Here is a 25,648-nt window from a genome sequence, read left to right on the forward strand (position 1 = left end):
GGGGCGGGTCAGGTTGGCGGGGCGCAGCCAGGTGCCCTCGCGGAGTTCGGCCAGGCGGAGCGCGGACATGGCGTGGCGGAGGGCGGCGCGGTCGGCGGCGGGACGGCGTTCGGCGGTGATGACGGCGATCTCCCACGTGCCGTCCCAGGGCTGGGCCGGGGGGAGGCGGCTCTCGTCCTGGCGGGCCTGGCGTTCGAGGAGGCGTTCGGTGAGGGAGTACGTGCCGCCGGACTGGACGAGGTCCCCCGCGGCGACCATGCGGGAGAGCGCGACGCGGATCGTCCCCTCGGCGATGCCGAACAGGTCGCCGACGCGGACGAGGTAGCGGGCCGGGAGCCGGGGCGGATGGACGCCCAGCAACGTGCTCAGGACCACCGAACGGGCCGTGAGCGGGCGGATCTCGAGATCGCCCATGCCGGCCGCGCCCGTGTCCGTGTCCGTGTGTGCCGCATCCATGTCTGCTGTGACTTTACCGGGGTTCGGGAGGGGTGCCGAGGTTGGATTACAGTCTTCCATCATGTGAAGGAGAAGTGTAATGTCCCAGGTATGGCGTCCTATCTGACCGAGCCGTTCGACCGGCTCCCGTTCGGCGGCGCGGACAAGGCCCGCCGGTACGCGACCGAGCGCTACCAGGGGGCCGCGGGCCTGAACTGGTACGACTGCGACCCCACGCTGGGGTTCCTGATGCGCCGGCACCTCGGGGACGGGTTCGGCTGGGCCGAGCCGAGGCTGCGGGAGATGGGCGCGCTGATGGGCGGCCCGGTCGCGCAGCGGGCCGAGGAGACCGACCGGAACCCGCCGCGGCTGGAGAAGTACGACCGGTGGGGACGCGACGTCAGCGAGGTCGTCATGCCGCCGTCGTTCGAGGCGGCGAGGAACGACATCGTGGCGACGTCCTTCACACGGCCCGACTTCGTCGCGGAGGCGAAGCGGAACGGCGTCGACCCGGCCCCGATGGGTGTGGCCTGGAGTTACCTGCTGGATCAGGCCGACATCGGCATGGCGTGCGCGCTCGGCACCGGCGGCGACATGGTCGTGGGCCTGACGGAGATGTTCGCGCCCGAGGACGTGAAGGCGCGGGTGCGGGAGCTGTTCGCGGCGGGGGAGATGTCCGGTGAGGCCGCCCAGCTGCTCACCGAGCGTTCGGGCGGGTCTGATCTGGGCGCGCTGGAGTCGACCGCGTCCAGGGACGGGGACGCTTGGCGGCTCAACGGGTTCAAGTGGTTCGCGTCCAATGCGAACGGTTCGGCGTTCGTGGTGCTGGCCAAGTCCGAGGGCGCCGCTGACGGGGTGCGGGGGATCGCGCCGTTCCTCGTCCTCAAGGAGCGGCGGGACGGGACGCGCAACGGAGTCGGGATCCGGCGGCTCAAGGACAAGCTCGGCACCCGGTCCGTGGCGTCGGCGGAGATCGAGTTCACCGACGCGGAGGCGTTCCTGCTGGCCCCTACGTCGAGCGCCGGGCAGGGCGGCGACGGCAAGGGCCTCGCCAGGATGATGGAGCTGACGAACGGCGCCCGCCTCGGCATCTCGATGATGGGCCTCGGATGCGCGCGGCGCGCCCTGGTCGAGTCGCTCCGCTACGCGACGGCGCGCGAGGCGTTCGGTGCCCCGCTGGCCGAGCATCCGCTGATGCGCAGGAAGCTCGCCGAACTGATCGTGGAGACCGAGGCCGCCCAGGCGCTCGTGTTCGACGGGTACCTGGGACGTCCGCGGCTGCGCATCGGCGCGGCACTGATCAAGCTGAGGGCGGCGCGGCTGGGCGTGACGGCCGCGAGCGACGCCATCGAGATCCACGGCGGGAACGGCTACATCGAGCAGTGGCCGGTCGCGCGGATCCTCCGGGACGCGCAGGTCAACCCGATCTGGGAGGGCGGCGACAACATCCTGTGCCTGGACGTGCGCCGCGCCATCGAGCGGCAGGACGCGCACGAGCCGTTCCTCGACCGGCTCACCGAGGCCGTCCGGCAGGCCCCCGAGGGCGACGACGCCACGGCCGGCCTGGTGAGCGAGCGCATCGGGCACCTCCGGCAGGCCATCGAGACGTGGCGCGGGCTGGACCGGACCGTCGCCGAGGCGAGGCTCTACCCGCTGGCCCAGTACATGGCCGACGTGTACGCGGCGGCCCTGCTGCTGGAGCAGGCCGGGTGGGAACGCGCCGACTCGGGCGCCGACCGCAAGGCGCTCGTCGCGCGCATCTACGCCCGGAGCCGTCTCGCCGATACCGGCCCCCTGCGCGGAATCGACCGCCCGGCGGAGGACCTCGAACGCTTCAAAGACCTGGTCGACGGCGCGTTCGTCGCCGGGTAGCCGGCCTCGTCCGCGGGCCTCTTTCACGGTCGTTGACCGAACAAGATTCGGTCCCGTAGGTTCCTGGGTGGCGGCTCGTCGCCCAGAGCGCGTGCCCCGTTGCCAGAATCGCGTACCCCGTTGCCAGAGAAGCATGACGATGGCGTGACCGAAGCGTGACGGAGGAGCCCCAGCGATGTCGCTGACCGTGAACGAGGCGGGCCTTGCCCTCGCCGACCCGAAGGCCTACGCCGACGACCGGCTCCTGCACGATTCGCTCGCCCTGCTGCGCCGCGAATCGCCGGTCCACCACGTCGACGCTCCCGGCTACAACCCCTTCTGGGCGATCACGAAGCACGAGGACGTCCTGGAAGTCGAGCGCAACCACCAGCTGTTCCTCAACGCCCCGCGTCCGCTGCTCGGGACCGCGGAGTTCGACGAGATGAACCGGCAGCGGGCCGAGCAGGGCATCGCGCTGCGCACGCTGATCCACATGGACGACCCCGACCACCGGGTCATCCGGGCGATCGGCGCCGACTGGTTCCGGCCGCGCGCGATGCGGGCCCTCGAACCGCGCGTGAAGGAGCTGGCGCGACGCTACGTCGACCGGATGGCCGATCTCGGCGGCGAATGCGACTTCGCGCAGGAGGTCGCCGTCCACTTCCCCCTCTATGTGATCCTCTCGCTGCTCGGCCTCCCCGAGAGCGACTTCGACCGCATGCTGAAGCTCACGCAGGAGCTGTTCGGCGGCGACGACGACGAGTTCCAGCGCGGCGCGACCGCCGAGGACAAGCTTCAGACCCTGCTCGACTTCTTCGCCTACTTCCAGGAGCTGACGGAGGCGCGCCGCAAGAACCCCACGGACGACCTCGCGTCCGCGATCGCGAATGCAAAGGTGGGTTCGGGTGGCGTAACGGGTGGGGATGGCGAGCCGCTGAACGATTTCGACACGGCCTCGTACTACGTCATCATCGCGACCGCCGGGCACGACACGACCAGCGCGACGATCTCCGGCGGCCTGCGCGCCCTCATCGAGCACCCCGGCCAGCTCGACCGGCTCCGCGAGAAGCCGGAGCTGATGCCGTTCGCCGTGGACGAGATGATCCGCTGGGTCACGCCCGTCAAGGAGTTCATGCGCACCGCCACCGAGGACTACGAGCTGCGCGGCGCCACGATCCGCGAAGGCGACGCGGTGCTGCTGTCCTACCCGTCGGCGAACCGCGACGAGGACGTCTTCGACGACCCGTTCGGCTTCGACGTGGGACGCGACCCGAACAAGCACCTGGCGTTCGGCTTCGGCGTCCACTACTGCCTGGGCGCGGCACTGGCCCGCCTCGAGGTCCGCGCGTTCTTCGAGGAACTGCTGCCCCGGCTCGGCTCGGTCGAGCTCGCCGGGCCGCCGGTGAACACCGCCACCACGTTCGTCGGCGGCCTCAAGCGCCTGCCGATCCGCTACTCCGTGGACTGACCGGGCACCCCGAACCCACCGGCTCGGCTGAACGACCGGCCTCCCGGGACCAACCGGATCAACTGGATTGAGGAACCCTTGGTGCAGATCAACGCCGCGGTGCTGCGCGCCGCAGACGCGCCCTACACGATCGAGTCGCTCGACCTGGCGGACCCCGGCCCCGGCGAGGTCCTGGTGCGGGTCGCGGGCGCCGGGATGTGCCACACCGATCTGCTCGGACGCATCCCGGGCGACCTGGTCGCCAAGCCGGTCGTCCTCGGCCACGAGGGTTCCGGCGTGGTCGAGGCCGTGGGGCCCGGCGTCACCGGCGTCACCGAGGGCGACCACGTGGTCATGTCGTTCGACTCGTGCGGCGTCTGCGAGAACTGCCGCGCCGCGGTCCCCGGCGCCTGCCCGCAGATGATGGCGCTCAACATGCTCGCCGTGCCGCTGGACGGGACGCCGCGCGCCACGTCCGGCGACGGCGAAGCCGTCCACACCCGCTGGTTCGGGCAGTCGTCGTTCGCCAGTCACGCGCTGGGGACCGTCCAGAACGTCGTCCCGGTGAGCCGGGACGTCCCGATCGAGCAGCTCGGGCCGCTCGGCTGCGGCGTCCAGACCGGTGCCGCGTCCGTGCTGATCTCGCTCGGCGTCGGCGCCGGCGACAGCATCGCGATCTTCGGCGCGGGCGCGGTCGGCCTGTCCGCCGTGATGGCCGCCCGCGTCGCGGGCGCGACCACGATCATCGCCGTCGACCTGCACGAGTCGCGGCTCGACCTGGCCCGCGAACTCGGCGCCACCCACGTGCTGAACGGCACCGACGACGACATCGCCGGCCAGATCCGGGGGATCTCCGGCGGCGAGGGCGTCCAGTACTCGTTCGACACCACCGCCGTCCCCGAGGTCGTCGCGACGGCCGTCGCGTCGCTGCGCACCACCGGCGTCTGCGGCCTCGTCGGCGTCGGCGCCGCCGAGTACACGCTCGACGCGAACCTCCTGCTCATGGGCCGGACGGTCAAGGGCATCATCGAGGGCGACGCCGTCCCGCAGACCTTCATCCCGAAGATGATCGAGCTGTGGCGGCAGGGCCGGTTCCCGTTCGACCGGCTCATCACGTCCTACCCGCTCGACCAGATCAACCAAGCGGAGGCGGACACCCAGTCCGGCAAGGTCGTCAAACCGGTGCTCATTCCCTGAACGACGCGACCTTAGACGACACGGTGGAGGAGGCCGTCGCCGCGCATCAGGCGGCGGCAGTTCTCCGCCGCGACCGCGAAGTACCGGTCCCAGGTCTCGCCGGTCAGCCACGCCACGTGCGGCATCACGACGACGCCGTCGAGGGCGAGCAGCGGGTTGCCCGCGTCCACCGGCTCCTTCTCGAAGACGTCCAGTCCCGCGCCGCCCAGACGTCCCGACTCCAGCGCCGCCACCAGCGCCGACTCGTCGATGACCGCGCCGCGCGCCGTGTTCACCACGACCGCGCCCTCCGGCAGCAGCGCGAGCCGCTCGGTGTCCAGCAGGTGGTGGGTCTCGTCCGTCAGCGGGACGTGCACCGACACGATGTCGCTCTCCCGCATCAGCTCGTCCAGCTCCCGCCAGGCGGGGTCGCCGGGCCGCGGGGTCCGGGACGTGTAGCGGACGGTCGCGCCGATCGCCTCCAGCATCCCGCGCAGCAGCCCCGCGATCTGGCCGCCGCCGAGGAGCCCGACCGTCCGTCCCGCCAGCTCCCCGCCGACCAGCGAGCGGTCGGCGGGCCAGCCCGCGCCGCGCCGCGTCCGCGCGTCGAACGGGACGACCCTCCGCAACGCCGCCAGCATCAGCAGCAGGCTCGTCTCCGCGACGGCCTGCGCGTTCTGGCCGGGCATGTTCGCCACCGCGATCCCGCGCTCTCCGGCGGCGTCCAGATCGATCGTGTTCACGCCAGTGCCGAGCTTCTGGATCAGCCTCAGCTTCGGTGCCCGGTCCATGTCTTCGGCGGTGACGGGCCGCAGCACATGCCAGAGGACCTCGGTGTCCGGCAGCAGCTCCGCGAACCGTTCGTCGTCCTGCTCCGAACAGCTCACGATGTCCAGGCCGGACTCCTCATGATCCATGTCGTAGTGCAGCAACACCCGCATGCCCTCCCCTTTCCGTTGAGTGGGCCTTCGGGCAGGGTGCCCGGCCCTTCAGGGCCGGGGTGAATGCCCGGTCCCGCGTAGCGGGGCAAGGGTAGCCGGATCGCCGCCAGGGCGATCCGGCGTCTCGGCGGCGGCGCGGCGGACGACGGCGATGAGCCAGGAGTTCAGGGAGCGGTCGTCGGCTGCTGCGGCAGCGACGGCCTGTGCGTGTACGTCGTCGGGGAGGCGGAGGTTCAGTTGCTTTGTCATGGCCCCATTGTGGCACTGGGGCCATACTGGGACTATGATGGGCCCGTGGCCAGGTTCCGGATGTACCCGACACGCGAGCAGGAGGAGCAGATGCTCCTGCACTGCGCGCACGCCCGGTACGTGTGGAACCTCGCCGTCGAGCAACACTCGCACTGGCGCAAGGGCCATAAGGCGGCTCCCGGATTCGCCGAGCAATGCCGTCAGCTCACCGAAGCGCGGCGCGAGCACGAGTGGCTGGGCGCCGGGAACCAGACCGTCCAGGTCCAGGCCCTCAAGGACTTCGCCCAGGCCAAGAACGCGAAGTTCACCTCCGGGTTCGGTGAGCCGACCTGGCGCAAGAGGCACCGGCACGAGGGCTTCCGAATCATCGGCGACGACCGTGTACCCGAGTTCAGTGACGACGGCTCGCCGAGGGTGAACGTCAAGACGGGAAAGCAGGTAATGGGCCGCAAGGCCACCGTGCAGAAGCTCAACAAGCGGTGGGCACAAGTGAGGGTGCCCGGCTGCGGCTGGGTCCGCTTCCGCCTCAGCGCCAAGGGCAAGGGCGCGGCCCTGCCCGACGCGAAGACCTTCCGGATCACGTTCAAGAACGGCCAGTGGCATGCCGCGTTCGCAGTCATCCCCGACCCGACACCCGCCCCCGGCACAGGCGAGGTCATCGGTATCGACCGGGGCGTAACCATCACCGCCGCCATCTCCGACGGCCGGAAACTGAACTGCCCGCAGGCCACCACCCGCGAGCGGGCGCAGATCCGCAAGCACCAGCGGCGCGCCGCCCGCGCCCCCCGGAACAGCCCGGCCAAGACGGCCGAGTACGCGAAGGTCGCCAAGCTCAAGGCCCGTGAGGCCAACCGGCGCAAGGACTGGTGCGAGAAGACCTCGACCATGCTCGCCCGCACCTACGACCTGATCCGCTTCGAGAAGCTGCGGATCAGGAACATGACCGCGAAGGCCAAGCCCAAGCCCGACCCCGACCTGCCCGGCCAGTACCTCAAGAACAGCAGGGCGGCCAAGGCCGGGCTCAACCGGGCCATCCTCGCCCAGGGCTGGGGCCTGCTGCGCCAGCGCACCGAGCACAAAGCCCCAGGGCGGGTCGAAGACGTACCCGCCCCTTATACCAGCCTGCGATGCAGCCCCTGCGGATGGATCGACAAGAACTCGCGCAAGAGCCAAGCCGAGTTCGTCTGCACCAACTGCGGCTTCACCTGCAACGCAGACGCCAACGCAGCAAACAACATCGCGGCAGGACAGGACGCGGACATCCCGCGCCCCCGGCGAACAGCCGGTGCCGGAGGGACAACCACCCACTAGGGTGCGAGTGTCCGTGAACCTCAACCCAAGTGGGTTGGAATCCCCCTCCTTTAAGAGGGGGAGGATGTCAATGGATTATCGTGCCGATCATGACGGAGCCGACCGTAGCTCTCAGGAGATGAGCGCCGTGTGGCCGGAGCTGCCGGTCGTGCAGGCGCCGATGGCGGGCGGGCCCTCGACGCCGGAGCTGGCCGCCGCCGTGTCGGACGCGGGCGGCCTCGGCTTCCTCGCCGCCGGCTACAAGACCGCCGGCGCCATGCGCGCGGACATCACCGCGACGCGGCGGCTGACGTCCCGCCCGTTCGGGATGAACCTCTTCATGCCGTCGCTGGACGACATCGACCCGGCCGCCGTCGCCGCCTACCGCGACCTCCTGGCCCCCGAAACCGAACGCCTCGGCGTCCCCCCGGGCGTGCCACCCGCCCGCGACGACGCCCGCGACGACGCCTACGAGGCCAAGGTCGCCGATCTCCTGGCCGACCCGCCGCCCTTCGTCAGCTTCACCTTCGGCTGCCCCGGCCAGGACGTCATCCATGCCTTCCAGGAGCGCGGCACCGTCGTGATCGTCACCGTGACCACCGCCGGCGAGGCCCGCCGGGCATCCGCCGCCGACGCGCTCTGCGTGCAGGGGTCCGAGGCCGGCGGTCACCGCGGCTCGTTCACCAACACGTCCGGAGAACCCGTGCCGCTGCGGCGCCTGCTCCAGGACGTCCGCGCCGCCACCGCGCAACCCTTGATCGCCGCCGGCGGCCTGGCCACCGCGTCCGACGTCGCCGAGGTCCTGGGCCTGGGCGCCGTCGCCGCCCAGATCGGGACGGCCTTCGTCCGCTGCCCCGAGAGCGGCGCGAGCCCCGTCCACAAGGCGGCTCTGGCGGACCCCCGCTTCACCTCGACCGCGATGACCAGGGCGTTCAGCGGTCGGCCCGCCCGCGGCCTGGTCAACCGCTTCCTCACCGAGCACTCGGCGCATGCACCGGCCGCTTACCCGGACGTCCACTACGTCACCGCGCCGCTACGCAAGGCGGCTGCGGCCCAGGGCGACCCGGAGGGCGTCAACCTGTGGGCAGGCGAGTCCTACCGATCGGCCACGGAAACCCCCGCCGCCCAACTCGTCACCCATTTGGCGAGCCACTAGCGCGCCCCTAGCGTTGCCAAGCTTGCCATTGCCCACTCGCAAGCCCGGCTACGGGAAAGGACGAACGATGCACCCACTGCCAGATCGCCCTCAGGAAGTCCCCTTCGTCTTCGCCGAACGCTTCAACAGCGGCGACCCGGACGCGCTGGCGGAGGTGTACGAGGAGGGCGCGGTGCTCGTCCTCGAACCGGACGCACCGCTCACCGGCCCGGACGCGCACGCCGCCAACGACCACCTCATGGGCCTCGGCGTGCCGATCACGGTCAACCCGCGGCACTGCTACACCACCGGGGACCTCGCACTCCTGATCGTCGACTGGGTCATCGCCGGCAACGACCGCGACGGCCGGTTCGTACAGATCGAGGGCACGGCCACCGACGTCGCCCGCCGCGGCGCGGACGGCCGCTGGCGCTACGCCATCGACAATCCCTTCGGCACCGCCACCCCGCAGCCGGCGGAGTAGCGCCCCCAGCGCGGGCTTGACCTTCACGCCGGTGTCAAGGGATAGCGTCGCAAGCGGCCACGGAGCGAGGAGGAGCCGGATGCGGATCGGCGAACTGGCCGCACGGGCAGGGGTGAGTACCCGCACGCTGCGCTACTACGAGGAGCAGGGTCTCCTGCCGGCGCGGCGCGCGGCCAACGGGTACCGGCAGTACGAGGAGTCCGACCTGCGGCTCGTCACGCAGATCCGTTCTCTGCTGGCGACCGGGTTCACGCTTGAGGACGCCCGTCCGTTCGTCGACTGCCTGCGCGCGGGACACGAGGACGGCGCCGCATGCCCGGAATCGGTCGCGGTCTACCAGCGCAAGCTCGCCGAGATCGACGCCGAGATACGCACCCTGATCCGCCATCGCGCCGACGTGGCCGGTCAACTCGCGCGGGCCTGCCCGGGGTGCGCGCTGTCACCGGAGGGGACGAATGATCACGCTGACGACCGAGAACTTCGACGAGCAGGTCCTCAACGCCGACAAGCCGGTACTGGTCGAATTCTGGGCGGACTGGTGCCCTCCCTGCAAGATGATCGCGCCGATCCTTGAGCAGATCGAGGCCGAGCACGGCGACCGGCTGACCGTCGGGAAGCTCAACGGCGACGACCACCCGGAGACCGTGGCGCGGTACGGCGTCATGGGGTTCCCCACGCTCAACCTCTACCGGGACGGTGAGGTGGTCCGGCAGATCGTGGGCGCGAAGCCCAAGCGCCTCCTCCTCGCCGACCTCGACGGCCACTTCTGAAGCCCGCCCGCCGGACCGCCACAGGGCCTGCCACGCCGCACCGGCGCCTCATGCGCCGTACGCGCCCCGCCTGGACGATCTATCCTGGCGTCAGGAGGCCTTTGTGCGGACGCTGTTGAACATTCTGTGGCTGGTGCTGGCGGGGTTCTGGCTGGCCGTGAGTTACGTGCTCGCCGGGATCGTGTGCTGCATCCTCATTATCACGATCCCGTTCGGCATCGCCTCGTTCCGCATCGCGGGATTCGCGCTGTGGCCGTTCGGCCGGACGACCGTCCCGAGAAGGGACGCGGGCGCGGGCTCGCTCCTGGGGAACGTCATCTGGATCATCGTCGCCGGATGGTGGCTCGCCCTCGGACATCTGTTCACCGGGGTCCTGCTCTGCATCACGATCATCGGGATCCCGTTCGGCATCGCCAACTTCAAGCTGATCCCGGTCTCACTGGTGCCCCTGGGCCGGGAGATCGTGCCGAGCAGCGACCGCTCCACCTTCTGACGTCCCGCTGCTCGGACGGGGATCAGCAGGTCGAGTGGAAGAGGCCGCCTACGGGGGTGGTTTCGGCGAGGGTGTTGTAGAGGGCTACGGCTTCGGTCGTTTCCTCTACGTGCACTTCGACTCCGTGGTCTTCCAGGAGCTTCAGGGTCTCGGGCATCGTTTGCAGGCGTAGTTCCATGCCGCGACTGAGCACGATCACCGTGCTGCCGTGGTCGATGAGTTCCTGGACGTCGGCGGGCTGGATGCCGGGGGAGTGGCGGGTGCCGTGCTCGGACCAGTCCCAGGGGCGGCCGCCGCCGGGGAAGAGCTTGAAGTCCTTGCCGGGCGCCAGGCCCTCGGCTTCCATGCGGCCCCAGGAGATGTGGGTGATCTGGGGTGATGCGGCCATGGCGGGGCTCCTTAGGAGGTCCAGGGGCGGCCGGTCAGGCGTTCGTAGACGTCGATGTAGCGGGCGCGGGTGGCGTCCACGACGTCCTGGGGGATGGCTGGGCCGGGAGGGGTGCGGTCCCAGCCGAGGGTGCTGCTCCAGTCGCGGACGAACTGCTTGTCCAGCGCGTGCTGGGGGTGGCCGGGCCGCCATTGGTCGGCGGGCCAGAAACGTGAGGAGTCCGAGGTCAGGACCTCGTCGCCGAGGGTGAGGGTGCCGTCGGCGGCGCGTCCGAACTCGAGCTTGGTGTCGGCGATGATGATGCCGCGCTCGGCGGCGACGGCCGCCCCGCGCTTGTAGATCTCCAGTGTGACGTTCCGGAGGTGGGTGGCGGTGTCGTCGCCGATCTCGTGCACGACGTCGTCGTAGGTGATGAACTCGTCGTGGCCCTCGGTGGCCTTCGTGGTGGGGGTGAAGATCGGCTCGGGGAGCCTGGACGCTTCGACCAGGCCGTCCGGCAGCGAGATCCCGGAGACGGTGCCGTTCTTCTCGTACTCCTTGAGGCCCAGGCCGGCGAGGTAGCCGCGGGCGATCCACTCGACGGGGAGCATGGTGAGGCGGCGGCAGCGGACGGCCCGTCCCTCCCACTCGTCCGGCACGTCGGTCGCGGACACGATGTGGTTGGGGATGATGTCGGCGAGCTGCTCGAACCACCAGAGGGAGAGCTGCGTGAGGATCTTCCCCTTGTCGGGGATCAGCGTCGGCAGGACGACGTCGTACACGCTCACCCGGTCGGACGCGACGAGGACGAGGTCTTCCCCGTCCGCGTAGACGTCCCTGACCTTGCCCGAGTGGACGAGTTCCATGGTGCTCCTCAGCTTGCTGTCCCGTACGGGTGACCCAGAGGTCCTGCCCGCAGGAGTCTGGCACAAAAGGCCCTGCCACCTGCGGGCGAGCCCGTCCGCGTACGCGGGAGGCGGCGTCGTGAATGGGGTCGTGGGTGACGGGTACGGCGGTCCCTGAACGGCGGACAGGGAGTTACCGATGAACGATCGCATTCCGGCCGAGGCGGAGCTGGCCTGGGAGGACTTCCACCGGCTCGTCAACATGACCTCGGACGAGTTGCGGAACTGGCTGCTCACGGACGCCTCGGGAGAAGAGGCCTTCCCGGCCGGTCCGAGCCCGGGAGTCTCCGAGCTCGGCGCCCGCGTGGTGGACGTGCTGCGCAAGCGGAAGGTCGACCTGACCGAGGCCGATGCCGAGGTGATGCAGGAGGTCGTGGACTACGTGGAGGACCAGCTGGAGAACCGTCCGCCGGACGCGGAACGGGATGACGAGTGGCGTCACGCGCTCATGCGCGTGGGGCATGACCCCCTGCGTCCCGAACCGTCCACTGCTTAGAAGGCCCGTAGAAGGTGGGAGAACATGCCGAATCCGCAGCAGCCTGAGATTCGCCGGTCGGAGCGTACCCAGGTGACGAACGACCCGCCGGCGGAGGCGTCGGAACCGAAGTCGACCAGGGGGAAGGCAGGGCACGCGCACGGCACCGACAAGGGGAACAAGGGCGGCGGTGAGGGCGGTGGAACCCCGCCCGACCAGCAGCCGCCCCATCCTGATTAGTGAGCGGAGACCGTTGTAGCGGCAGGGGGCCGTCCCGCAGTGGCTGGGACGGCCCCCCGTCTGTGGCGAGCTAGGGGATTTCGGTTTGGGGGGTGTAGCCCTCGTCCTCGCCGCCTGGGGTTTCGGCCTCGGCCACTGGCGGGTCGGTGGGGCCGGGGGTGTGCTCGTCGGCGAAGTCGCCGTCGTCTTCCTGAGGCGCGTTCTCCTCGGCGCGGCGGTCGGCGAGCGGCTTGTCCTCGTCACGCTTGCGTTCGCTCATCACGCCTCCTTCGTGGGGCGGCCTGCCCCTCGGTGACCCAAGGCCCGGCCCAATGGGCGGGACGCGGTGGTCATGTGCAGCTCTCCCAGGCTGGGCCGTACCCCGAGGGAGGGCTTCAACCGCGTAGGGACTTGACGAGACGGCGCGCGTCCTCGGCTTCCAGGACGATGTCGAAGTGGCTCGCCAACGTCTCGGGCAGTTCCTCCGGGAGGAGCGTGCGGGTTTCGGTCGTGCCGTCCGGGCGGGTGGTGGTCAGCTTCGTCCCGTCCAGCACGCGGTGGGCGTTGGAGGAGAACTTCTGCGTGAACGGACGTCTCGTGAACGGTGAGCGCGGGCTGGTCGACACGTAGTGGTTGAGCACCTCGAAGTCGATGCGGAACGTCTCGTTCAACGCGAACGTGTGGCGCTGAACCCATCCCTCCGGGAGAAGTTGACGCAGTTCCCAGCCGGCCGTGGCCGGGGTCCATGTGGGGACTGGCCGGCCCTTCTGGAGCCGGAAGCGCCAGCCGTCCTGCTCGACTTCCTCCCCGTCGCGGAACCGCAGCGGCTCCAGCGGCCCCGCGCCGAAACCCACGTCGCAGAGCCAGGCGGGCTCGTCGCCCGACCGGCCCGGTGGGCGGACGAGGAGCAGCGCGTGCGTGGCCGGCAGGACCTTGTCCGCCCCCATCGTCACCCGTCCGGCCAGCGCGGTGACCTCGTAGCCCAGGCGCTCCAGGACGGCCGCGAACAGCCGGTTGTGCTCGAAGCAGTAGCCGCCGCGCGGACGCTCGACGAGCTTCGACTGGACGGCGTCCAATGACAGGTCGACCGGCCGCCCGAGCATGATCTCCAGGTTCTCGAACGGGATGGACGTGGTGTGGCCACGGTGCAGGGCGCGCAGCGTCTCGGGCGTCGGCGCCGGGTCACCGTCGTAACCGATCCGCTTCAGGTAGGCGGGCATGTCGATGAGGTCGCCCTGCCATCCGTATCCCAGGTCCTCGGTCATGGTGTCCCCTCGCCTTCGCGCGTTCGTGCTTTGGCGATAACACCGGATTCCGCCCGAATCCTCCCTGTGTTCGAGCTGAAGTCGCGGCACTCGATCACGCGCGGCGGGACCTCGGCCGAATCCCGGGCCGGTGGTCCTGCGAGCAGGACGTTGTCCGAGGTCAGTCGATGAGGGGGAGGCGGAGGACGAAGCGGGTGCCCTGGCGGGTGTCGGCTATGCGGAGGGAGCCGCCGTATATCTCGGCGATCTCGCGGGCGATGGGCAGCCCGAGGCCGGTGCCCTGCGGGTCGCGGGCCTTTGACTCCGAGAGGCGGGCGAAGCGTTCGAAGACCCGCTCGCGTGAGTCCTCCGGGATGCCGGAACCGTCGTCCAGTACTTCGAGGACGCCATCGGAACCGTCCCGCGCGACGGTCACGTCCATGCGCGACGCGGCGTGCCGTTCGGCGTTGCTCAGCAGGTTGTTCAGCACCCGCGCCAGCCGCACCGGGCTCGCCCGGACGGCCACGCCGGGCTCCAGGGCCGTCCCGATCGGCACGGGGGACGAGCGGCGCTCGACCTCCCGGCCGGCGAGGGCCGCGAGGTCGATCCGTTCCTCCGCCGCCGGGGCGCGGGAGTCGAGCCTGGACAGTTCCAGCAGGTCGAGGACGATGTCGTTCAGCCGCTGCGTGTCGCGCAGGGCCGAGCGGACCATCGGCCTCCACTCGCCGTCGTCCGGCTCGTCGAGTGTGAGTTCCAGTTGCATCTGCAGCCCGGCGATCGGGTTCCGCAGGTCGTGCGAGGCGTCGGAGATGAAGCGGCGCTCCCGGTTCGTCGCGTCCTCAAGCCGCGAGAGCGTGGTGTTGACGGTCTCGGCGAGCGACTGGATCTTGCCGCCGTTGTCCGGGACGGGCACCCGGTGGCCGAGGCCCTGTGTGGAGAACTCCGCCATCTGGGAACGAATCTGGTCGATCGGGACGAAGGCCCGTCCGATGGTGTGCCACGTCCACCAGCCGATCAGGATGAGGAGGGCCAGCGTGACCAGCGCGAGGGCCAGCGGCAGCAGCCAGAGATGCAGCAGACCCGGCAGCGGAGTCGCCGCGACGATCATCACACCCTGCCCCCAGGGCGAGTCCTGCACCCGCAGGCCGAAGACCCACACGCACTCGTCCAGGTAGTCCGGGCAGTCCCTGTGGTCGACGAGCAGGCTTCCCCTCTCCATTTCCGCCCGGGCGAGGGAGGGGCGGCCACGGAGCCCCGGCCCGGCCGCCACGACACGGCCGTCCGGGCCCACGACCTGGACCAACGGGGTCTCGTTCGGCCGGGCGGCGAGGATGTTGCCGTTCTTTCCCGTGCCGACGTCGTACACGATCCGCTCAACGGTCGCTTCCGACCTGCCCTCGACTCTGTTTTCCGACCAGTCCTGGGCGAGCACCGCGAGCAGGGCGAACAGCAGGGCCAAGATCAGTGCCGACACGGCCACGGTGACGACCGTCGCGCGACCCCGCGCCGAGAAGAACAGACGCCTTGGCCACTGGCGGACGCGCTCCAGCCTCTCCGTCGTCACGTCGTCCCATCCCCCCGAATCCCGGACGCTTCGATACTAAGGGTGATGATTTTTAACTCAGCGTAGGGGTAGGCGTTCGCGGGGGCGTGAACGAAGTCGGGTTCCGGGCCGTACAGCGAGGTGGCGGGCGACTTTCCGGACGCGAAGGGGGCCGTCCCGGTGGGCGTCGAGGACGCGTTGCGAGCTGCTGGTCGGGCCGGCGTTGGAGATGCGGGCCTCGCGCCCGGCCGTTCCCGGCGACGGGGAGGCGGGGCTGTGGGCGAGGCGCGGGACGGCCTGGTGATCGGTGAGATCACGCTGGCGGGGGTGCGGAAGTCGGTGGGGCACGCGCGGGGCTTCGTCCGTGCCGCGGTCCTCGGCCACCTCGTCCCGGACGACGCGGGGGCCGCCGACGCGGGCCTGCATGACACCGTCCTGGACGACATGATCATGGTGGCGAGCGAGACGGTCGCGAACGCGATCACGCATACCGCGTCGGGCCTTGAGGGCGGGGAGGTGACGGTCGTCCTGGCCGCCGGGGACGGCGTGTACCGGCTGGAGGTCGTCGACGACGGGTCGGCGGGCGGGCTTCCGCACGTCAAGGACGAGGTGGGGGCGGAGACCGGCCGGGGGATGCGGATCGTGGACGCGCTCGCGACCCGCTGGGGGTTCCGGGCGGAGGGTCACCGGACGGTCGTATGGGCGGAGTTCCCGGCCCCGGCCGTAGCGGGCCGGGGCCGGGCACGGCCGCCGTTCAGCGACCGCGGTTGAACTGGCGAGTGGGCATCCGCCCGGCGTTGCGCCGGTTGTTCGCGAAATTCGCCGACCGTGAGTCGGGATTCTTCCGCTTGCCCTTCTTCTTCGACTTCGCGAAGGGGGCGGGCGTGGGGTTGCTGTTAATGGCAGGCATGAAGAGAAGACCTCCGGGCACGTTTGAATCCGGCCGCAAAAGGGCCGGCGAAGAATGGTGGGCAGCGTGACGGTGCAGGCCGCGGCCGGTATGACGCGGATGTGGTGCGGGCGTCGAGTGACGGCCGTCATAGGACGGGTGCCGTGTGACGGGTGTCGTATGACGGCGTCAAGAGGCGGCGGTCATTCCGTCGACTGAAGCGGGAGCGGACCCGAAACCGGAGTGGGCGGGGCGGCTCAACCGTAGAAGTATCAAAGCTTCATGGGTGACATTTAGCCATAAGCCGTCGAGAGGTGTCAACTCAATTCTCTCCGCGGCCGGACCGGGCCACGGATGGCGCGATCTGTGGGATACCCGTCGTTGACGCCATGACCGTCCCCGGCCAGCCTGGAGACATGCTCGTCGCGTTCGTCGTCTACGGCGGCTTCCAGGTGCTGGACCTGACCGGCCCGCATGAGGTGTTCCGGTCGACCGGGCGCTACGAGTGCCTGGTCGTGGGGCCCGAGGCGGGTCCGGTGGCGGCGTCCGGCGGCCTGTCCGTCCACGCCGAGGCGGGCATCGACGATCTTGAGCCCGCGGGCATCGACACGCTCGTCGTGGCCGGTGGCGTCGGGGTCGATCGGGCGCGGAAGGACGCTGGACTGGTGGGCTGGGTCGCTGAGGCGGCGATGGGCGCGCGGCGGGTCGCGTCGGTGTGCAGCGGCGCCCTGCTGCTCGCCCAGGCGGGCCTCCTGGACGGACGCCGCGTCACGACCCACTGGGGACGGGAGAGCCAGCTCAGGGAAGAGTTCCCGGGCGTGGGCGTCGACTGCGACCCGATCTTCATCCGGGACGGGCGCGTCTGGACGTCCGCGGGCGTCACGGCCGGGATGGACCTGGCGCTCGCCCTGGTGGAGGACGACCACGGGCGGGACGTGGCGCACGCGGTGGCGCGGGAACTGGTGATGTTCCTGCGGCGGCCGGGGAGCCAGTCACAGTTCAGCGTCCCGCTGTGGTCGGCGCAGCCCGCGACGGACCCGGTCAGGGCGGCGGTGTCGTCGGTGCAGGCCGATCCGGGTGCCCGGCACACGATCGCCGACCTGGCGGGACGGTCGGGGCTGAGCACGCGGCACCTGCAGCGGCGGTTCACGGCCGAGATGGGCGTGCCGCCGGCGGTGTACGTCGAGCGCGTGCGGGTGGAGGCGGCGCGGAGGGCGCTCGCGGAGGGCGACGAGCCCGTCGAGGCGCTGGCGCGGCGGCTCGGCTTCGGGACGGGGGAGACGTTGCGGCGGACTTTCCACCGTCACGTGGGCGTCGCGCCATCCGACTACAGAGACCGGTTCAAAGGAGAGGGGAAACCCGCATGACGACGTATGGGCTGCTGGTCTTCGAGGACGCTGAGGAACTGGACTTCGTCGGTCCGTGGGAGGTGTTCACGGCATCGGCGATGCTGCGCGGTGAGGGCGACCGAGCGGCATTGATCGCGGAACGGTCCGAGCCTGTGCGTTGCGCCAAGGGGATGCGGGTCGTTCCAGATCACGTCTTGGACGACCACCCGAAGCTGGACGTGCTTCTCGTCCCCGGTGGCCGCGGTGCGAGGGAGGCGCAGTTGTTCAACACGTCCGTGACGGGATGGATAGCGAAGGTGGCCGGACAGGCCGACTGGGTGACGAGTGTGTGCACGGGCTCGCTTCTGCTGCACGCCGCAGGGCCCGCCAAGGGGCGGAGGGTGGCGACCCACTGGGCGTCGGAGGACAACCTGGAGGCACGTGGTGACGTGACCGTCGTACGGGACGCGCGCTACGTCGTGGACGGCAACCTCGTAACGAGCCAGGGCGTCTCCGCCGGCATCGACATGGCCCTCTGGCTGATCGGGCGCATCCACGGCCGCGACCACGCACGGTCGGTGCGCCGCTACATCCAATACGAGCCGGCGCCGCCGTACATGGCCGACGCCCCCGACTGATCGGATCGAACATTCCACCAAACCGGTGATGATCTTCGCTTATCGGCATAATCACGCGAATGGCGATATCGCTCCCGGTGCGGTTCCGCAGCGACGGTGTGCGGGTGGCGGTCGAGACCGATCCGCTGCACGCCCCGCTGCGCGACTTTCTCATCAACGACCTGGGTGAGGACATCTCCGCGATCGTCCGCGCCCAGGGACGGCTGAGCGGCGACCGGATCGAGCCCTGGCAGGAGCACTACCGCTACCACCGCCTCGACTTCGACGGAACGATCGTGCACGTGCGCGACGTCGGCGGGTGGGCCTCGTGCGACCTCGACCCGGCCGTCCTGCGGCGGTGCCTTGACGAGTACCTCCAGCAGATCGGCGCGCTGCACGGCCGCCGCAACCTCGAAAGCGCACTGAGCGAGGCGCCGTCCGGCGAGTCGGTCGCCACGTCGCTCGCGCTCGGCTCCGTCTCCCACCGGACACAGGGGTGGGGCCTGGTCCAGACGCCGCGCGCCGTCCTTGAGGACGTCGCCGGTCTCACCCCACACCCCGACGCCTGCCTCCCACACGGTGTCCTGGGAACCGGCTCGGGTGCGTGCTGGGCAGACCTCGCCGTCCTGGACGGGACCCAGACCCGACTGCGCAGCGGCACCAAAACGTTCATGCCGCGTGGCATCGACGCCGAGCGGCTCATGGGCGAACTGGGCAACGCTCTGACGCAGGCCCGTTTCCTCGGAGCCGTTCCTGGAGCGTGGTACGGCTTCGTCGCGGGCGTTCCGGTGCACGGCTACGTCGACCCTGACTTGGTCCTACGTCTCCCCTGTGAGCCGATCGAGGTCGCTGGAGTCGTGCAGCGCGTGAGGGCGTTGTTCCCGGAGCTGGCTGATTCCGGTGTCGATCTGGAGTCCGCCGCATCGACCGCGAGCGGATCCAGTTCGTCGGTGTACGGGCCACGCCATGTCCTGACCGCGTTCCTGCTCCACGACGTGCAGAGTCACCGTCACCATCTGGAGGTCGTCCGTGCCGCCCGTCCTGGCTGGGAGCACACGGGGAACGCCTGCCACCTGCGCCTGGACGTCCAGACCGTCCGCCTGGAACACCTGTGGCTGCCCGGACACGCCTGCGAGATACCCACAGGCGAGTTCGCCCGCGTCCTCAGCGAATACGAACGCCTCATATCTTTGACCTACTGAACGACGACGCGGGGAGGGGACGTCCGATGGCCGCCGTCTGGGGGCGACTGACGGATCGGCTACTCGGCCTCCCCGAGGTGCCGGCACCGAACGTCCAGATAGCTCGTGACCTGCGGGTTCCCATGCCGGACGGGGTCGTGCTCGTCGCCGACCTGCACCGTCCGCGCGGGGCCGGGCCACTGCCGGTCGTGCTGATCCGCACCCCGTACGGCAAGCGGCAGCCGGTCATCCGGCTGCTGGCGGGCGTCCTCGCGCGGCGCGGCTTCCAGGTCGTCGTCCAGAACGTGCGCGGCGTCCTCGGGTCGGGTGGGGAGTTCCGTGCCTTCCACAACGAGAAGGACGACGGGCTCGCGACGCTCAAGTGGCTCCGGGCGCAGCCGTGGTGCGACGGCCGGGTCGCGATGGCCGGGGCGAGCTACCTCGGGTTCACCGAATGGGCGGTCGCGCCCTACGCGGATCCTCCACTTGAGGCGTTGGGGCTCGGCATCACCGCGTCGGAATTCGTGAGTTCGTTCTATCCGGGTGGGGCGCTGGCCCTTCACAACACGCTCGTCTGGTCGTCGTCGATGGGCACCCAGGGCGACACCAAGCGGCCTCTGCACAACAGGCGCGTTCGCCATGCGATGCGGCACCTGCCGGTGGGCGAAGCCGACACAGCCGCGATCGGACGGCCTGAGCCGTTCCTCCGCGAGGTCACCGCCCACGCCGAGGATGGCGACGACTTCTGGGAGGCCACCGACCACAGTGCCGCCGTCCCCGGAACCACCTCGCCCACCACGATGGTGACGGGCTGGTGGGACCTCTTCCTGCGCGGCCAGCTCCGCGACTTCGCCGCCCTCCATGCCGCCGGACGCATCGTCCGCATCACCATCGGCCCATGGGGACACGACACGAAAGCCCTTCGCGCGACGCTGTCAGACCAGGTGTCCTGGCTGGAAGCCCACCTGAACGGCGACAAAGCCCAGCTTCGCCGGGCGCCCGTAAGGCTCCATCTGCAGAAGGCCAACCGCTGGCTGGACTTCGACCGGTGGCCCCCACCTGAATCCAAGCCCACACCGCTCTACCTGTCCCAGACCCTCACCTGGGACGCCCCCCTCAACGCAGACACCGCCGCCGACGAGGACGGAGCCGCCCACGCCGATGGGGGGCACACCAGACCCGCGACGTTCACGTACGACCCTCTCGACCCGACACCCACCGTCGGTGGTCCGCTGCTGGCGCCCGGCAAGGGCCGGCAACGCGACAACACCCCGGTCGAACGCCGCCACGACGTGGTCGTCCTCACCGGCGCGCCCCTGGACCGCGACCTCGACTTGATCGGGCCGGTTTCGGCGACGATCCACGTCCGCACGAGCACCGGGCACGGCGACCTGTTCATCCGCCTGTGCGATGTCGACCGCGACGGCGTCTCCAGAAACGTCACGGACGGGATCCTCCGCCTGACCCCCGGCCACGCGGCGGCGGACGGCGTCGTCCGTGCGGAGGTCGAGATGCATCCCACCGGGTATCGGTTCCTGCGGGGGCATCGGCTGCGCGTCATGCTCGCGGGTGGCGCGTTCCCCCGCTTCGCCCGCAACCACGGCACCGGGGCACCCGCCGGCCAGGCGGTCGCGTCCCGCCGCACCCAGTTCGAGATCTTCCGCGACGCGGCCCGCCCATCGGCCGTCCACCTGCCCGTGTGGGACGGCTGAGCCGCGCCCACCGAGGCGGCGCCCGCCGGTGTTCTTTTCTTGTACGCCGGAGGAAGGATGCATGGTCCGCCTAGATGCGGAGCGTGTTCCGTTCGTCGCAGACTGTGGCCCGTTCGTCGACGGGAGGGGTTGAAGCCTCGCTGTCGCCGGGCCGGGCTCGCTAAGTTCGACACATCCGCTGAACGGCCGGTGCGAGCCGCTTCGGGGGGAGCGGCCGGTCCTGTGTACGCGCCGGGGCCGACACGGCGGAACGGGGGGAGAGGGGTCACTTCGGGGGGAGTGGCCCCTCCGTCCCGTGTCCGGGGACGGTTTGTAAGTTCGCTATAAGGCTTGCGGAAAAAAGGCGTCGGCACTTAAGCAGCCGAAGTCGGCCGGGCGTCCCATAATCCTTGCAGCCGCGAATTCCCCACCCGTCGCGGTTCGGCTAGCGAAGGGTACGCCCCCGATGAGCAAGCAGTTGGCGCATGCGTTCCGAGTGCTCCCCGTGGCCGCCGTACTGGCCGCCGGTACCGCCCTTGCGCCCGCGGCGCACGCCGCGCCCGAACGTCCCGCCGCCATTCAGCAAGCCGTTCGACTCGCCGCCAATCCTTACGAGCGCGGACCCGCGCCGACCGAGGAGAGCATCACGGCGGAAAGGGGCCCGTTCGACATCGAGGAGATCGATGTTCCGGCGGGCAGCGGAGAAGGGTTCAACCAGGGCACGATCTACGCGCCGACCGACCTGAGCCAGGGCACTTTCGGCGCCATCGCCGTCTCGCCCGGATTCGTCTCTCCGGAGGCGTGGATCAGCTGGTACGGCCCGCGCCTCGCGTCCCAGGGCTTCGTGGTCATGACCCTGGAGACCAACAGCCTCCTCGACGTGCCCGCCGCCCGCGGCGAGCAGCTCCTCGCCGCGCTCGACCACCTGACCGGCGAGAGCAAGGTGAGCGACCGCGTCGACTCCTCGCGCCTCGCCGTCATGGGCCACTCCATGGGCGGCGGCGGGTCGCTGGAGGCCGCCGCCGACCGCCCCTCGCTGCAGGCCGCGATCCCGCTCGCGCCGTGGAACACCAACTACGACTGGGCGGACGTCCGCGTCCCGACGATGATCATGGCGGCGGACAACGACTTCATCGCCCCGGCCGGTTCGATGGCCGAGTCGTACTTCAACAACCTCACCGCCGCCCCCGAAAAGGCATACCTGGAACTCAACAACGCCGGGCACATGACGTTCAATTCGCCGCACACCACGATCGCGAAGTACGCCATCGCGTGGATGAAGCGGTTCGTCGACGACGATGCCCGCTACGAGCAGTTCATCTGCCCGGCTCCCGAGTCCGGCGGCGACATCGCCAAATACACGGGAACCTGCCCGACCGGCTGACACCCGACGACCTCCGAGAAACGGTGGTGACGCCTCGCCGCGAGGCCGTCACCACCGTTTCCGGTGCCTTCACCGAAACACTCAAGGAGCCCGCGGCGGCTTGCCTCTTCGCAGGAGCCTCAGGTGTCCGCGGGGGACAGGCGCCGGTCGCCGGAGTCGAGCCGGACCAGGTAGTGCAGGAGGAGCAGCAGCTCAGTACGGCGGTCGGGGTCGGTCAATACGCCGCCGAGCGTCTCCTCGAGACGGCGGATCCGGTACCGGACGGTCTGCTCGTGGACCATGAGCCGCTCCGAGGCCGCCACCGCGTTGTCGCGGTTCTCCATGTAGGTGAGCAGCGTCCGCGACAGCGCGTCCCGCCGGTGCGGAGGCAGCCGCATCAGCGGCGCGAGCCGGGAGCCCAGCGCGACGTCGATCAGTTCCTCGCTCTGCGCCGCCACGAGGCTGGGCAGGTGGTCGAGGCAGCGCAGCGGCTCCTTGCCGGGCAGCACGCCGCGCTCGACGAGCGCCAGGCCCCGCCGCGCCCAGCGCAGCGACACCGCGGCCCGGGTCAGCGGGACGGCCGGCCCGATCGCCGCCGACCGCGTCCCCTTGATCGCGGTGAGCAGCCGGTCCCGCCCGGGGCCGTCCGGGTCGGGGCAGATCAGGTACGGGTCGGAGGCGTGCCAGTCGGCGAGGAACGCGGGCGGCAGCACCGGGACGGCCCGCCCCGGCTCGGGGCGGATCGCCACGACCGCCAGGGTCTTCGGCACCGGCCATCCGGCGGACCGCGCCAGTTCCTCGACCGCCTCGGCGCTGGCCGGCGGGTCCATGACCAGGAGGTCGCGGAGCCGCCACCGGAACCGTTCCCGCTCGCCCGCCAGTTCCCCCTGCGCCCGCGCGTACCCCTGCCCGGCCGCGCTGGCGATGCGCTCCAGATACACGAACAGCGACTCCGTGATCTTGCCGAGGGTGTCGAGCGACCAGCCGAGCCGCCGCGCGTCCTTGATGAACCGGCGGCACGCGACCTGCCCGCTGACGCGGATCGCCGACTGCAGGCCGTCCAGGCTGCGCCCCTTGCGGGCCTCGTGCGCGCCGATGCCCTCGAAGATCCCGGTGACGTGTTCCCATTCCATGTCGTGGCGGCCGATCGCGTCCACGAACTGCCGGACGCTCTCCTCGACGGCCCACCGCATCCGTCGCCCGTAGCGGCTCTCCGGCGGCCGCGCGTACTCGGGCACGAGCGACTGGATCTCCTGGACCATCTCCACCGCGGCCGCCTCCAGGTGAGGGAGCATCGGGTCGGCGAACTCCACCGGGACGCCGGCGAGCGGAAAGTCCGAGGCGGGCGACGAGCTGGTCCGGTTCATGGGCGTCCTCCTAGGACACGGCCCCCGATCGTTCTCGACGTCTCTCCCTGGGGGACGGCGCCGCCCCCGGCGACTGCTCCAACAGGCTCGTTTCTCGGGGACGCCGCGCGCTAGGTGCGAACGAATGGTTCGAAGACACCCGATTGTCAACGGGCTGACAGACTTCCCGCGCCCACCGTCTCCATGGAGACCCAGGCGGCCACGAGGGGGCCGCCCGCGGCGGTACCTGGTCGCCGGGTGCCGGCGGGCGTGGCGTGTCGCGGGCGCTGTGGGTTCGGCGGGGGTGCGGTGTGGTCGTTTTCGGGGCGAGGGCCGCACCTGCGGATGAAAAGTGATCTCCCCCTTCGCGGGTAAGCGGAATTCTTCGCAAAGGAACTCCCGGGTTCGGTTAAACGGTTTCGGTGACCGGCCATTGGTGAGAAGATCAGCGAGTGTGCGCGGGACGTTTCCGGCGTAACGGCAATGGCTTCGCGAAGGGGCGGCGCCGCGAAAACTTGACGCGGCGGAGGTCGACTTCCGGGTCTGGCTACGGAATGGTCTCCTGCATGTATTCACGAATTCGAGCCGCCGGGGCGTCCGGGCCCGCCAGGTGGCTCCTGGCCTTTCTCAACGCACGCGAACAGGCGATGCGCACCCATACCGGACTCGCCGCGGGCCCCACCGAATGGCTGCTGGTCTTCCTGGAGGTGGAGAGCGCCGAGCTCGCGTCCCGGCAGCGTCCCGAGCGCGCCGCGCCCCTGGTGCCGCGACGCGGCAGGTCCGAGGAGTCCCCGTTCGGCCGGCTGACCGCCCGCAGCGCGTAGAGGAAGGTCATGACCATCGAGATGCTCCTCGCCGCCCTGATCGGCGGCGCGATCGGCCTCGCCGAGCTCGTCGCGCGCTACCGCGACAAGCCGGTCGCCGCCCTCCTGTCGCCGGGCGGGCTGCTGTTCGTCTTCGTCAACGCCAGCGCGGCGACCGTCGCGCTGATCGCGGTGACCGCCGCCGGCTGGACGTTCGGCCTGCCCGACACGACGCCCCCGGCCAGCCTCATGGTGATCCGGGTGATCGCCGCCGGGATCGGCTCCGCGGCCGTCCTGCGCATGTCGTTCACGCCCGCCCAGAGCAGGGCGAGCGGTACCGGTCCCATCGCCCTCCTCAACGGAATCCTCCGCATCGCCGACGGCGAGCTGGAGCGTAAACGCGCGCTCAGCAGGCTGTCGCACAACGACCTGTCGGGCCTGTCGTTCGAGCGTGACCACGCGGCCCTCGCCGAACTGTGCTGCCACCTCATGCGCGAGTTCGACCTGTCGGAGGCGCAACGGCTCGGCGGGCTCGCCGCCGAACTCAGCCACCGCGACGACCTCACCGACGCCGACAAGCTGGACTGCTGGGGCCTGGAGCTGACCAGGCTGGTCGGGGAGCGCGCCCTCCGGCAGGCCGCGCGGCGGCTGCGGGACCGTCCGCGCGACGAGCCCCGCCCCGCCATGCCCGAGGAGCGGCCGGCCTCCCCGGTACCCGACACCGACTACGCCATGGAGACCACCCCGCCGCGTCCGCCCGTCGCCAAGACCTCCCGCCTCGCCGCGAGCACCAACGGCAGGACGGAACGCAAGTCCTTCAGCGATGCCTGAGACCCCGTGAAATACCGGTGCGCCCCCGTCGGGGTGCACCGGTATTTTGGCTGATCCCGGTATTTCGGCCGACCCGGCCTCGTTCCGATCTATTTCAGCCGGACGGGCAATGGCGGCGAGTTCTCGGCGCCGCCCTGTTCTTCCAGGATCGCGGCAATGCGGTGCAGTGCCTCCGCCATCGAGACCATCGCCTGCACCTGGGCGGCCGCCATGAGATTCTGCGGAGAGGGGTCGGCGGCCTGTGCCTCCGCGGCCGCGTCACAGGCCTGCTGGCTCCACCAATGCACGCGGCGACCATATTCCAGCCGCCGAATGCGCCACCCGCCGCCGCGCCACACTTTACGTAAATCAAATAGGAAAGGCTTTCAATCCATGAACACCGAACCACGCGCCGCCCCGCACGCCGGGGAACCGGCCGCCGCGGGCCCGTCCGCCGGCCACCTGTCCGCCGCGAGCCCGCCTGCCGCGGGTCCGTCCGCCGGCGGGGCGCCTTCCGGAAGTCCGGCTGCCGCGGGCTCATCCGCCGGGGGCCGGCCTGCCGCGGGACCGTTCGCCGGTGGGGGGCGGAGGGTTCC

At 70.5% G+C, this 25,648-nt stretch carries 28 protein-coding genes and 1 pseudogene; 19 read left to right on the forward strand and 10 right to left on the reverse strand.

Annotated elements, in window-relative coordinates; genetic code table 11:
- Positions 1-456, reverse strand: a pseudogene (locus E1285_RS26830) (hypothetical protein); the annotation flags it as partial.
- Positions 457-546: 90 nt separating this feature from the next.
- On the opposite strand from E1285_RS26830, the gene E1285_RS26835 reads away from it, so the two are divergent.
- From E1285_RS26835 to E1285_RS26845, 3 genes are all read left to right on the forward strand, one after another.
- Entirely contained in the window at positions 547-2,307 is a 1,761-nt protein-coding gene (locus E1285_RS26835; RefSeq protein ID WP_132156817.1) for an acyl-CoA dehydrogenase family protein, read from the forward strand.
- 175 nt (positions 2,308-2,482) lie between these two features.
- Positions 2,483-3,754: a cytochrome P450 gene (locus tag E1285_RS26840; protein ID WP_132156819.1), complete on the forward strand. Its 1,272-nt coding sequence runs from the start codon at positions 2,483-2,485 to the stop codon at positions 3,752-3,754.
- Positions 3,755-3,835: 81 nt separating this feature from the next.
- Complete coding sequence (locus E1285_RS26845) at positions 3,836-4,930, forward strand: NAD(P)-dependent alcohol dehydrogenase (RefSeq protein ID WP_132156821.1); 1,095 nt, start codon at positions 3,836-3,838, stop codon at positions 4,928-4,930.
- 11 nt (positions 4,931-4,941) lie between these two features.
- Here E1285_RS26845 and E1285_RS26850 read toward each other — a convergent pair whose 3' ends face one another.
- Together E1285_RS26850 and E1285_RS26855 are read right to left on the reverse strand one after the other, a co-directional pair.
- Positions 4,942-5,850, reverse strand: coding sequence for an NAD(P)-dependent oxidoreductase (locus E1285_RS26850; protein WP_132156823.1), 909 nt, complete (start codon positions 5,848-5,850; stop codon positions 4,942-4,944).
- A gap of 48 nt (positions 5,851-5,898) precedes the next feature.
- On the reverse strand, positions 5,899-6,099 hold the full coding sequence (locus tag E1285_RS26855) for a YlcI/YnfO family protein (protein WP_165966778.1): 201 nt from the start codon (positions 6,097-6,099) through the stop codon (positions 5,899-5,901).
- A 45-nt stretch (positions 6,100-6,144) separates the two neighbouring features.
- Here E1285_RS26855 and E1285_RS26860 point away from each other — a divergent pair, with 45 nt between their 5' ends.
- The 6 genes from E1285_RS26860 to E1285_RS26885 all read left to right on the forward strand — a co-directional run bounded on the left by E1285_RS26860 (position 6,145) and on the right by E1285_RS26885 (position 10,271).
- Positions 6,145-7,410, forward strand: coding sequence for an RNA-guided endonuclease TnpB family protein (locus E1285_RS26860; RefSeq protein WP_207946844.1), 1,266 nt, complete (start codon positions 6,145-6,147; stop codon positions 7,408-7,410).
- A gap of 118 nt (positions 7,411-7,528) precedes the next feature.
- Positions 7,529-8,545, forward strand: a complete 1,017-nt coding sequence (locus E1285_RS26865) for a nitronate monooxygenase (protein ID WP_132156825.1) — start codon at positions 7,529-7,531, stop codon at positions 8,543-8,545.
- Between the two features lie 67 nt (positions 8,546-8,612).
- Positions 8,613-9,008: a nuclear transport factor 2 family protein gene (locus tag E1285_RS26870; protein ID WP_132156827.1), complete on the forward strand. Its 396-nt coding sequence runs from the start codon at positions 8,613-8,615 to the stop codon at positions 9,006-9,008.
- 79 nt (positions 9,009-9,087) lie between these two features.
- Positions 9,088-9,582, forward strand: a complete 495-nt coding sequence (locus E1285_RS26875) for a MerR family transcriptional regulator (protein WP_132156829.1) — start codon at positions 9,088-9,090, stop codon at positions 9,580-9,582.
- The gene (gene trxA / locus E1285_RS26880; RefSeq protein WP_132156831.1) at positions 9,464-9,778 is read left to right on the forward strand and encodes a thioredoxin; all 315 of its coding nucleotides are present in this window, start codon (positions 9,464-9,466) and stop codon (positions 9,776-9,778) included. The genes E1285_RS26875 and trxA overlap by 119 nt, the downstream gene beginning before the upstream one ends.
- A 103-nt stretch (positions 9,779-9,881) precedes the next feature.
- Complete coding sequence (locus E1285_RS26885) at positions 9,882-10,271, forward strand: YccF domain-containing protein (protein ID WP_132156833.1); 390 nt, start codon at positions 9,882-9,884, stop codon at positions 10,269-10,271.
- A 22-nt stretch (positions 10,272-10,293) separates the two neighbouring features.
- Here the strand turns inward: E1285_RS26885 and E1285_RS26890 are convergent, their stop codons facing one another.
- Both E1285_RS26890 and E1285_RS26895 read right to left on the reverse strand, forming a co-directional pair.
- Positions 10,294-10,659 (reverse strand): MTH938/NDUFAF3 family protein, encoded by a 366-nt coding sequence (locus E1285_RS26890; protein WP_132156835.1) that lies wholly within the window; start codon positions 10,657-10,659, stop codon positions 10,294-10,296.
- Positions 10,660-10,670: 11 nt separating this feature from the next.
- Positions 10,671-11,504 carry a phosphoribosylaminoimidazolesuccinocarboxamide synthase gene (locus tag E1285_RS26895; RefSeq protein ID WP_132156837.1) on the reverse strand — a complete coding sequence of 278 codons (834 nt, stop codon included), beginning with the start codon at positions 11,502-11,504 and terminating at the stop codon, positions 10,671-10,673.
- Positions 11,505-11,682: 178 nt separating this feature from the next.
- On the opposite strand from E1285_RS26895, the gene E1285_RS26900 reads away from it, so the two are divergent.
- Positions 11,683-12,039, forward strand: coding sequence for a DUF3140 domain-containing protein (locus tag E1285_RS26900; protein WP_132156839.1), 357 nt, complete (start codon positions 11,683-11,685; stop codon positions 12,037-12,039).
- Positions 12,040-12,328: 289 nt separating this feature from the next.
- On the opposite strand, the gene E1285_RS26910 is transcribed toward E1285_RS26900, so the two are convergent.
- The 3 genes from E1285_RS26910 to E1285_RS26920 form a co-directional block, all read right to left on the reverse strand.
- On the reverse strand, positions 12,329-12,517 hold the full coding sequence (locus E1285_RS26910; protein WP_132156843.1) for a hypothetical protein: 189 nt from the start codon (positions 12,515-12,517) through the stop codon (positions 12,329-12,331).
- A 115-nt stretch (positions 12,518-12,632) separates the two neighbouring features.
- Positions 12,633-13,502, reverse strand: a complete 870-nt coding sequence (locus E1285_RS26915) for an arylamine N-acetyltransferase (RefSeq protein WP_132156845.1) — start codon at positions 13,500-13,502, stop codon at positions 12,633-12,635.
- Between the two features lie 160 nt (positions 13,503-13,662).
- On the reverse strand, positions 13,663-15,045 hold the full coding sequence (locus E1285_RS26920) for a HAMP domain-containing sensor histidine kinase (protein ID WP_243723078.1): 1,383 nt from the start codon (positions 15,043-15,045) through the stop codon (positions 13,663-13,665).
- A 255-nt stretch (positions 15,046-15,300) separates the two neighbouring features.
- Between E1285_RS26920 and E1285_RS26925 the strand changes: the two genes are divergently transcribed.
- The 7 genes from E1285_RS26925 (at position 15,301) to E1285_RS26955 (ending at position 22,114) form a co-directional block, all read left to right on the forward strand.
- Positions 15,301-15,795 (forward strand): ATP-binding protein, encoded by a 495-nt coding sequence (locus E1285_RS26925; protein ID WP_132156847.1) that lies wholly within the window; start codon positions 15,301-15,303, stop codon positions 15,793-15,795.
- Positions 15,792-16,004 (forward strand): hypothetical protein, encoded by a 213-nt coding sequence (locus E1285_RS26930; RefSeq protein ID WP_132156849.1) that lies wholly within the window; start codon positions 15,792-15,794, stop codon positions 16,002-16,004. The genes E1285_RS26925 and E1285_RS26930 overlap by 4 nt, the downstream gene beginning before the upstream one ends.
- Before the next feature lie 298 nt (positions 16,005-16,302).
- Complete coding sequence (locus E1285_RS26935) at positions 16,303-17,280, forward strand: DJ-1/PfpI family protein (protein WP_243723079.1); 978 nt, start codon at positions 16,303-16,305, stop codon at positions 17,278-17,280.
- Positions 17,277-17,879: a DJ-1/PfpI family protein gene (locus tag E1285_RS26940; RefSeq protein ID WP_132156851.1), complete on the forward strand. Its 603-nt coding sequence runs from the start codon at positions 17,277-17,279 to the stop codon at positions 17,877-17,879. Before E1285_RS26935 ends, E1285_RS26940 begins: the two co-directional genes overlap by 4 nt.
- Positions 17,880-17,938: 59 nt before the next feature.
- Positions 17,939-19,060: a hypothetical protein gene (locus E1285_RS26945; RefSeq protein WP_132156853.1), complete on the forward strand. Its 1,122-nt coding sequence runs from the start codon at positions 17,939-17,941 to the stop codon at positions 19,058-19,060.
- A gap of 26 nt (positions 19,061-19,086) precedes the next feature.
- Complete coding sequence (locus tag E1285_RS26950; RefSeq protein ID WP_132156855.1) at positions 19,087-20,751, forward strand: CocE/NonD family hydrolase; 1,665 nt, start codon at positions 19,087-19,089, stop codon at positions 20,749-20,751.
- Positions 20,752-21,196: 445 nt separating this feature from the next.
- Entirely contained in the window at positions 21,197-22,114 is a 918-nt protein-coding gene (locus E1285_RS26955) for a dienelactone hydrolase family protein (protein WP_132156857.1), read from the forward strand.
- Between the two features lie 119 nt (positions 22,115-22,233).
- Here E1285_RS26955 and E1285_RS26960 read toward each other — a convergent pair whose 3' ends face one another.
- The gene (locus tag E1285_RS26960) at positions 22,234-23,460 is read right to left on the reverse strand and encodes a helix-turn-helix domain-containing protein (RefSeq protein ID WP_132156859.1); all 1,227 of its coding nucleotides are present in this window, start codon (positions 23,458-23,460) and stop codon (positions 22,234-22,236) included.
- Positions 23,461-24,005: 545 nt separating this feature from the next.
- Between E1285_RS26960 and E1285_RS26965 the strand changes: the two genes are divergently transcribed.
- Entirely contained in the window at positions 24,006-24,263 is a 258-nt protein-coding gene (locus E1285_RS26965; RefSeq protein ID WP_132156861.1) for a hypothetical protein, read from the forward strand.
- Positions 24,264-24,272: 9 nt separating this feature from the next.
- Positions 24,273-25,073, forward strand: coding sequence for a hypothetical protein (locus E1285_RS26970; protein ID WP_132156863.1), 801 nt, complete (start codon positions 24,273-24,275; stop codon positions 25,071-25,073).
- An 89-nt stretch (positions 25,074-25,162) separates the two neighbouring features.
- Here E1285_RS26970 and E1285_RS26975 read toward each other — a convergent pair whose 3' ends face one another.
- Complete coding sequence (locus E1285_RS26975) at positions 25,163-25,360, reverse strand: hypothetical protein (protein WP_132156865.1); 198 nt, start codon at positions 25,358-25,360, stop codon at positions 25,163-25,165.
- Between the last annotated feature and the right edge of the window lie 288 nt (positions 25,361-25,648).

The organism is Actinomadura sp. 7K507 (assembly GCF_004348425.1).
Taxonomy (GTDB): Bacteria; Actinomycetota; Actinomycetes; order Streptosporangiales; family Streptosporangiaceae; genus Spirillospora.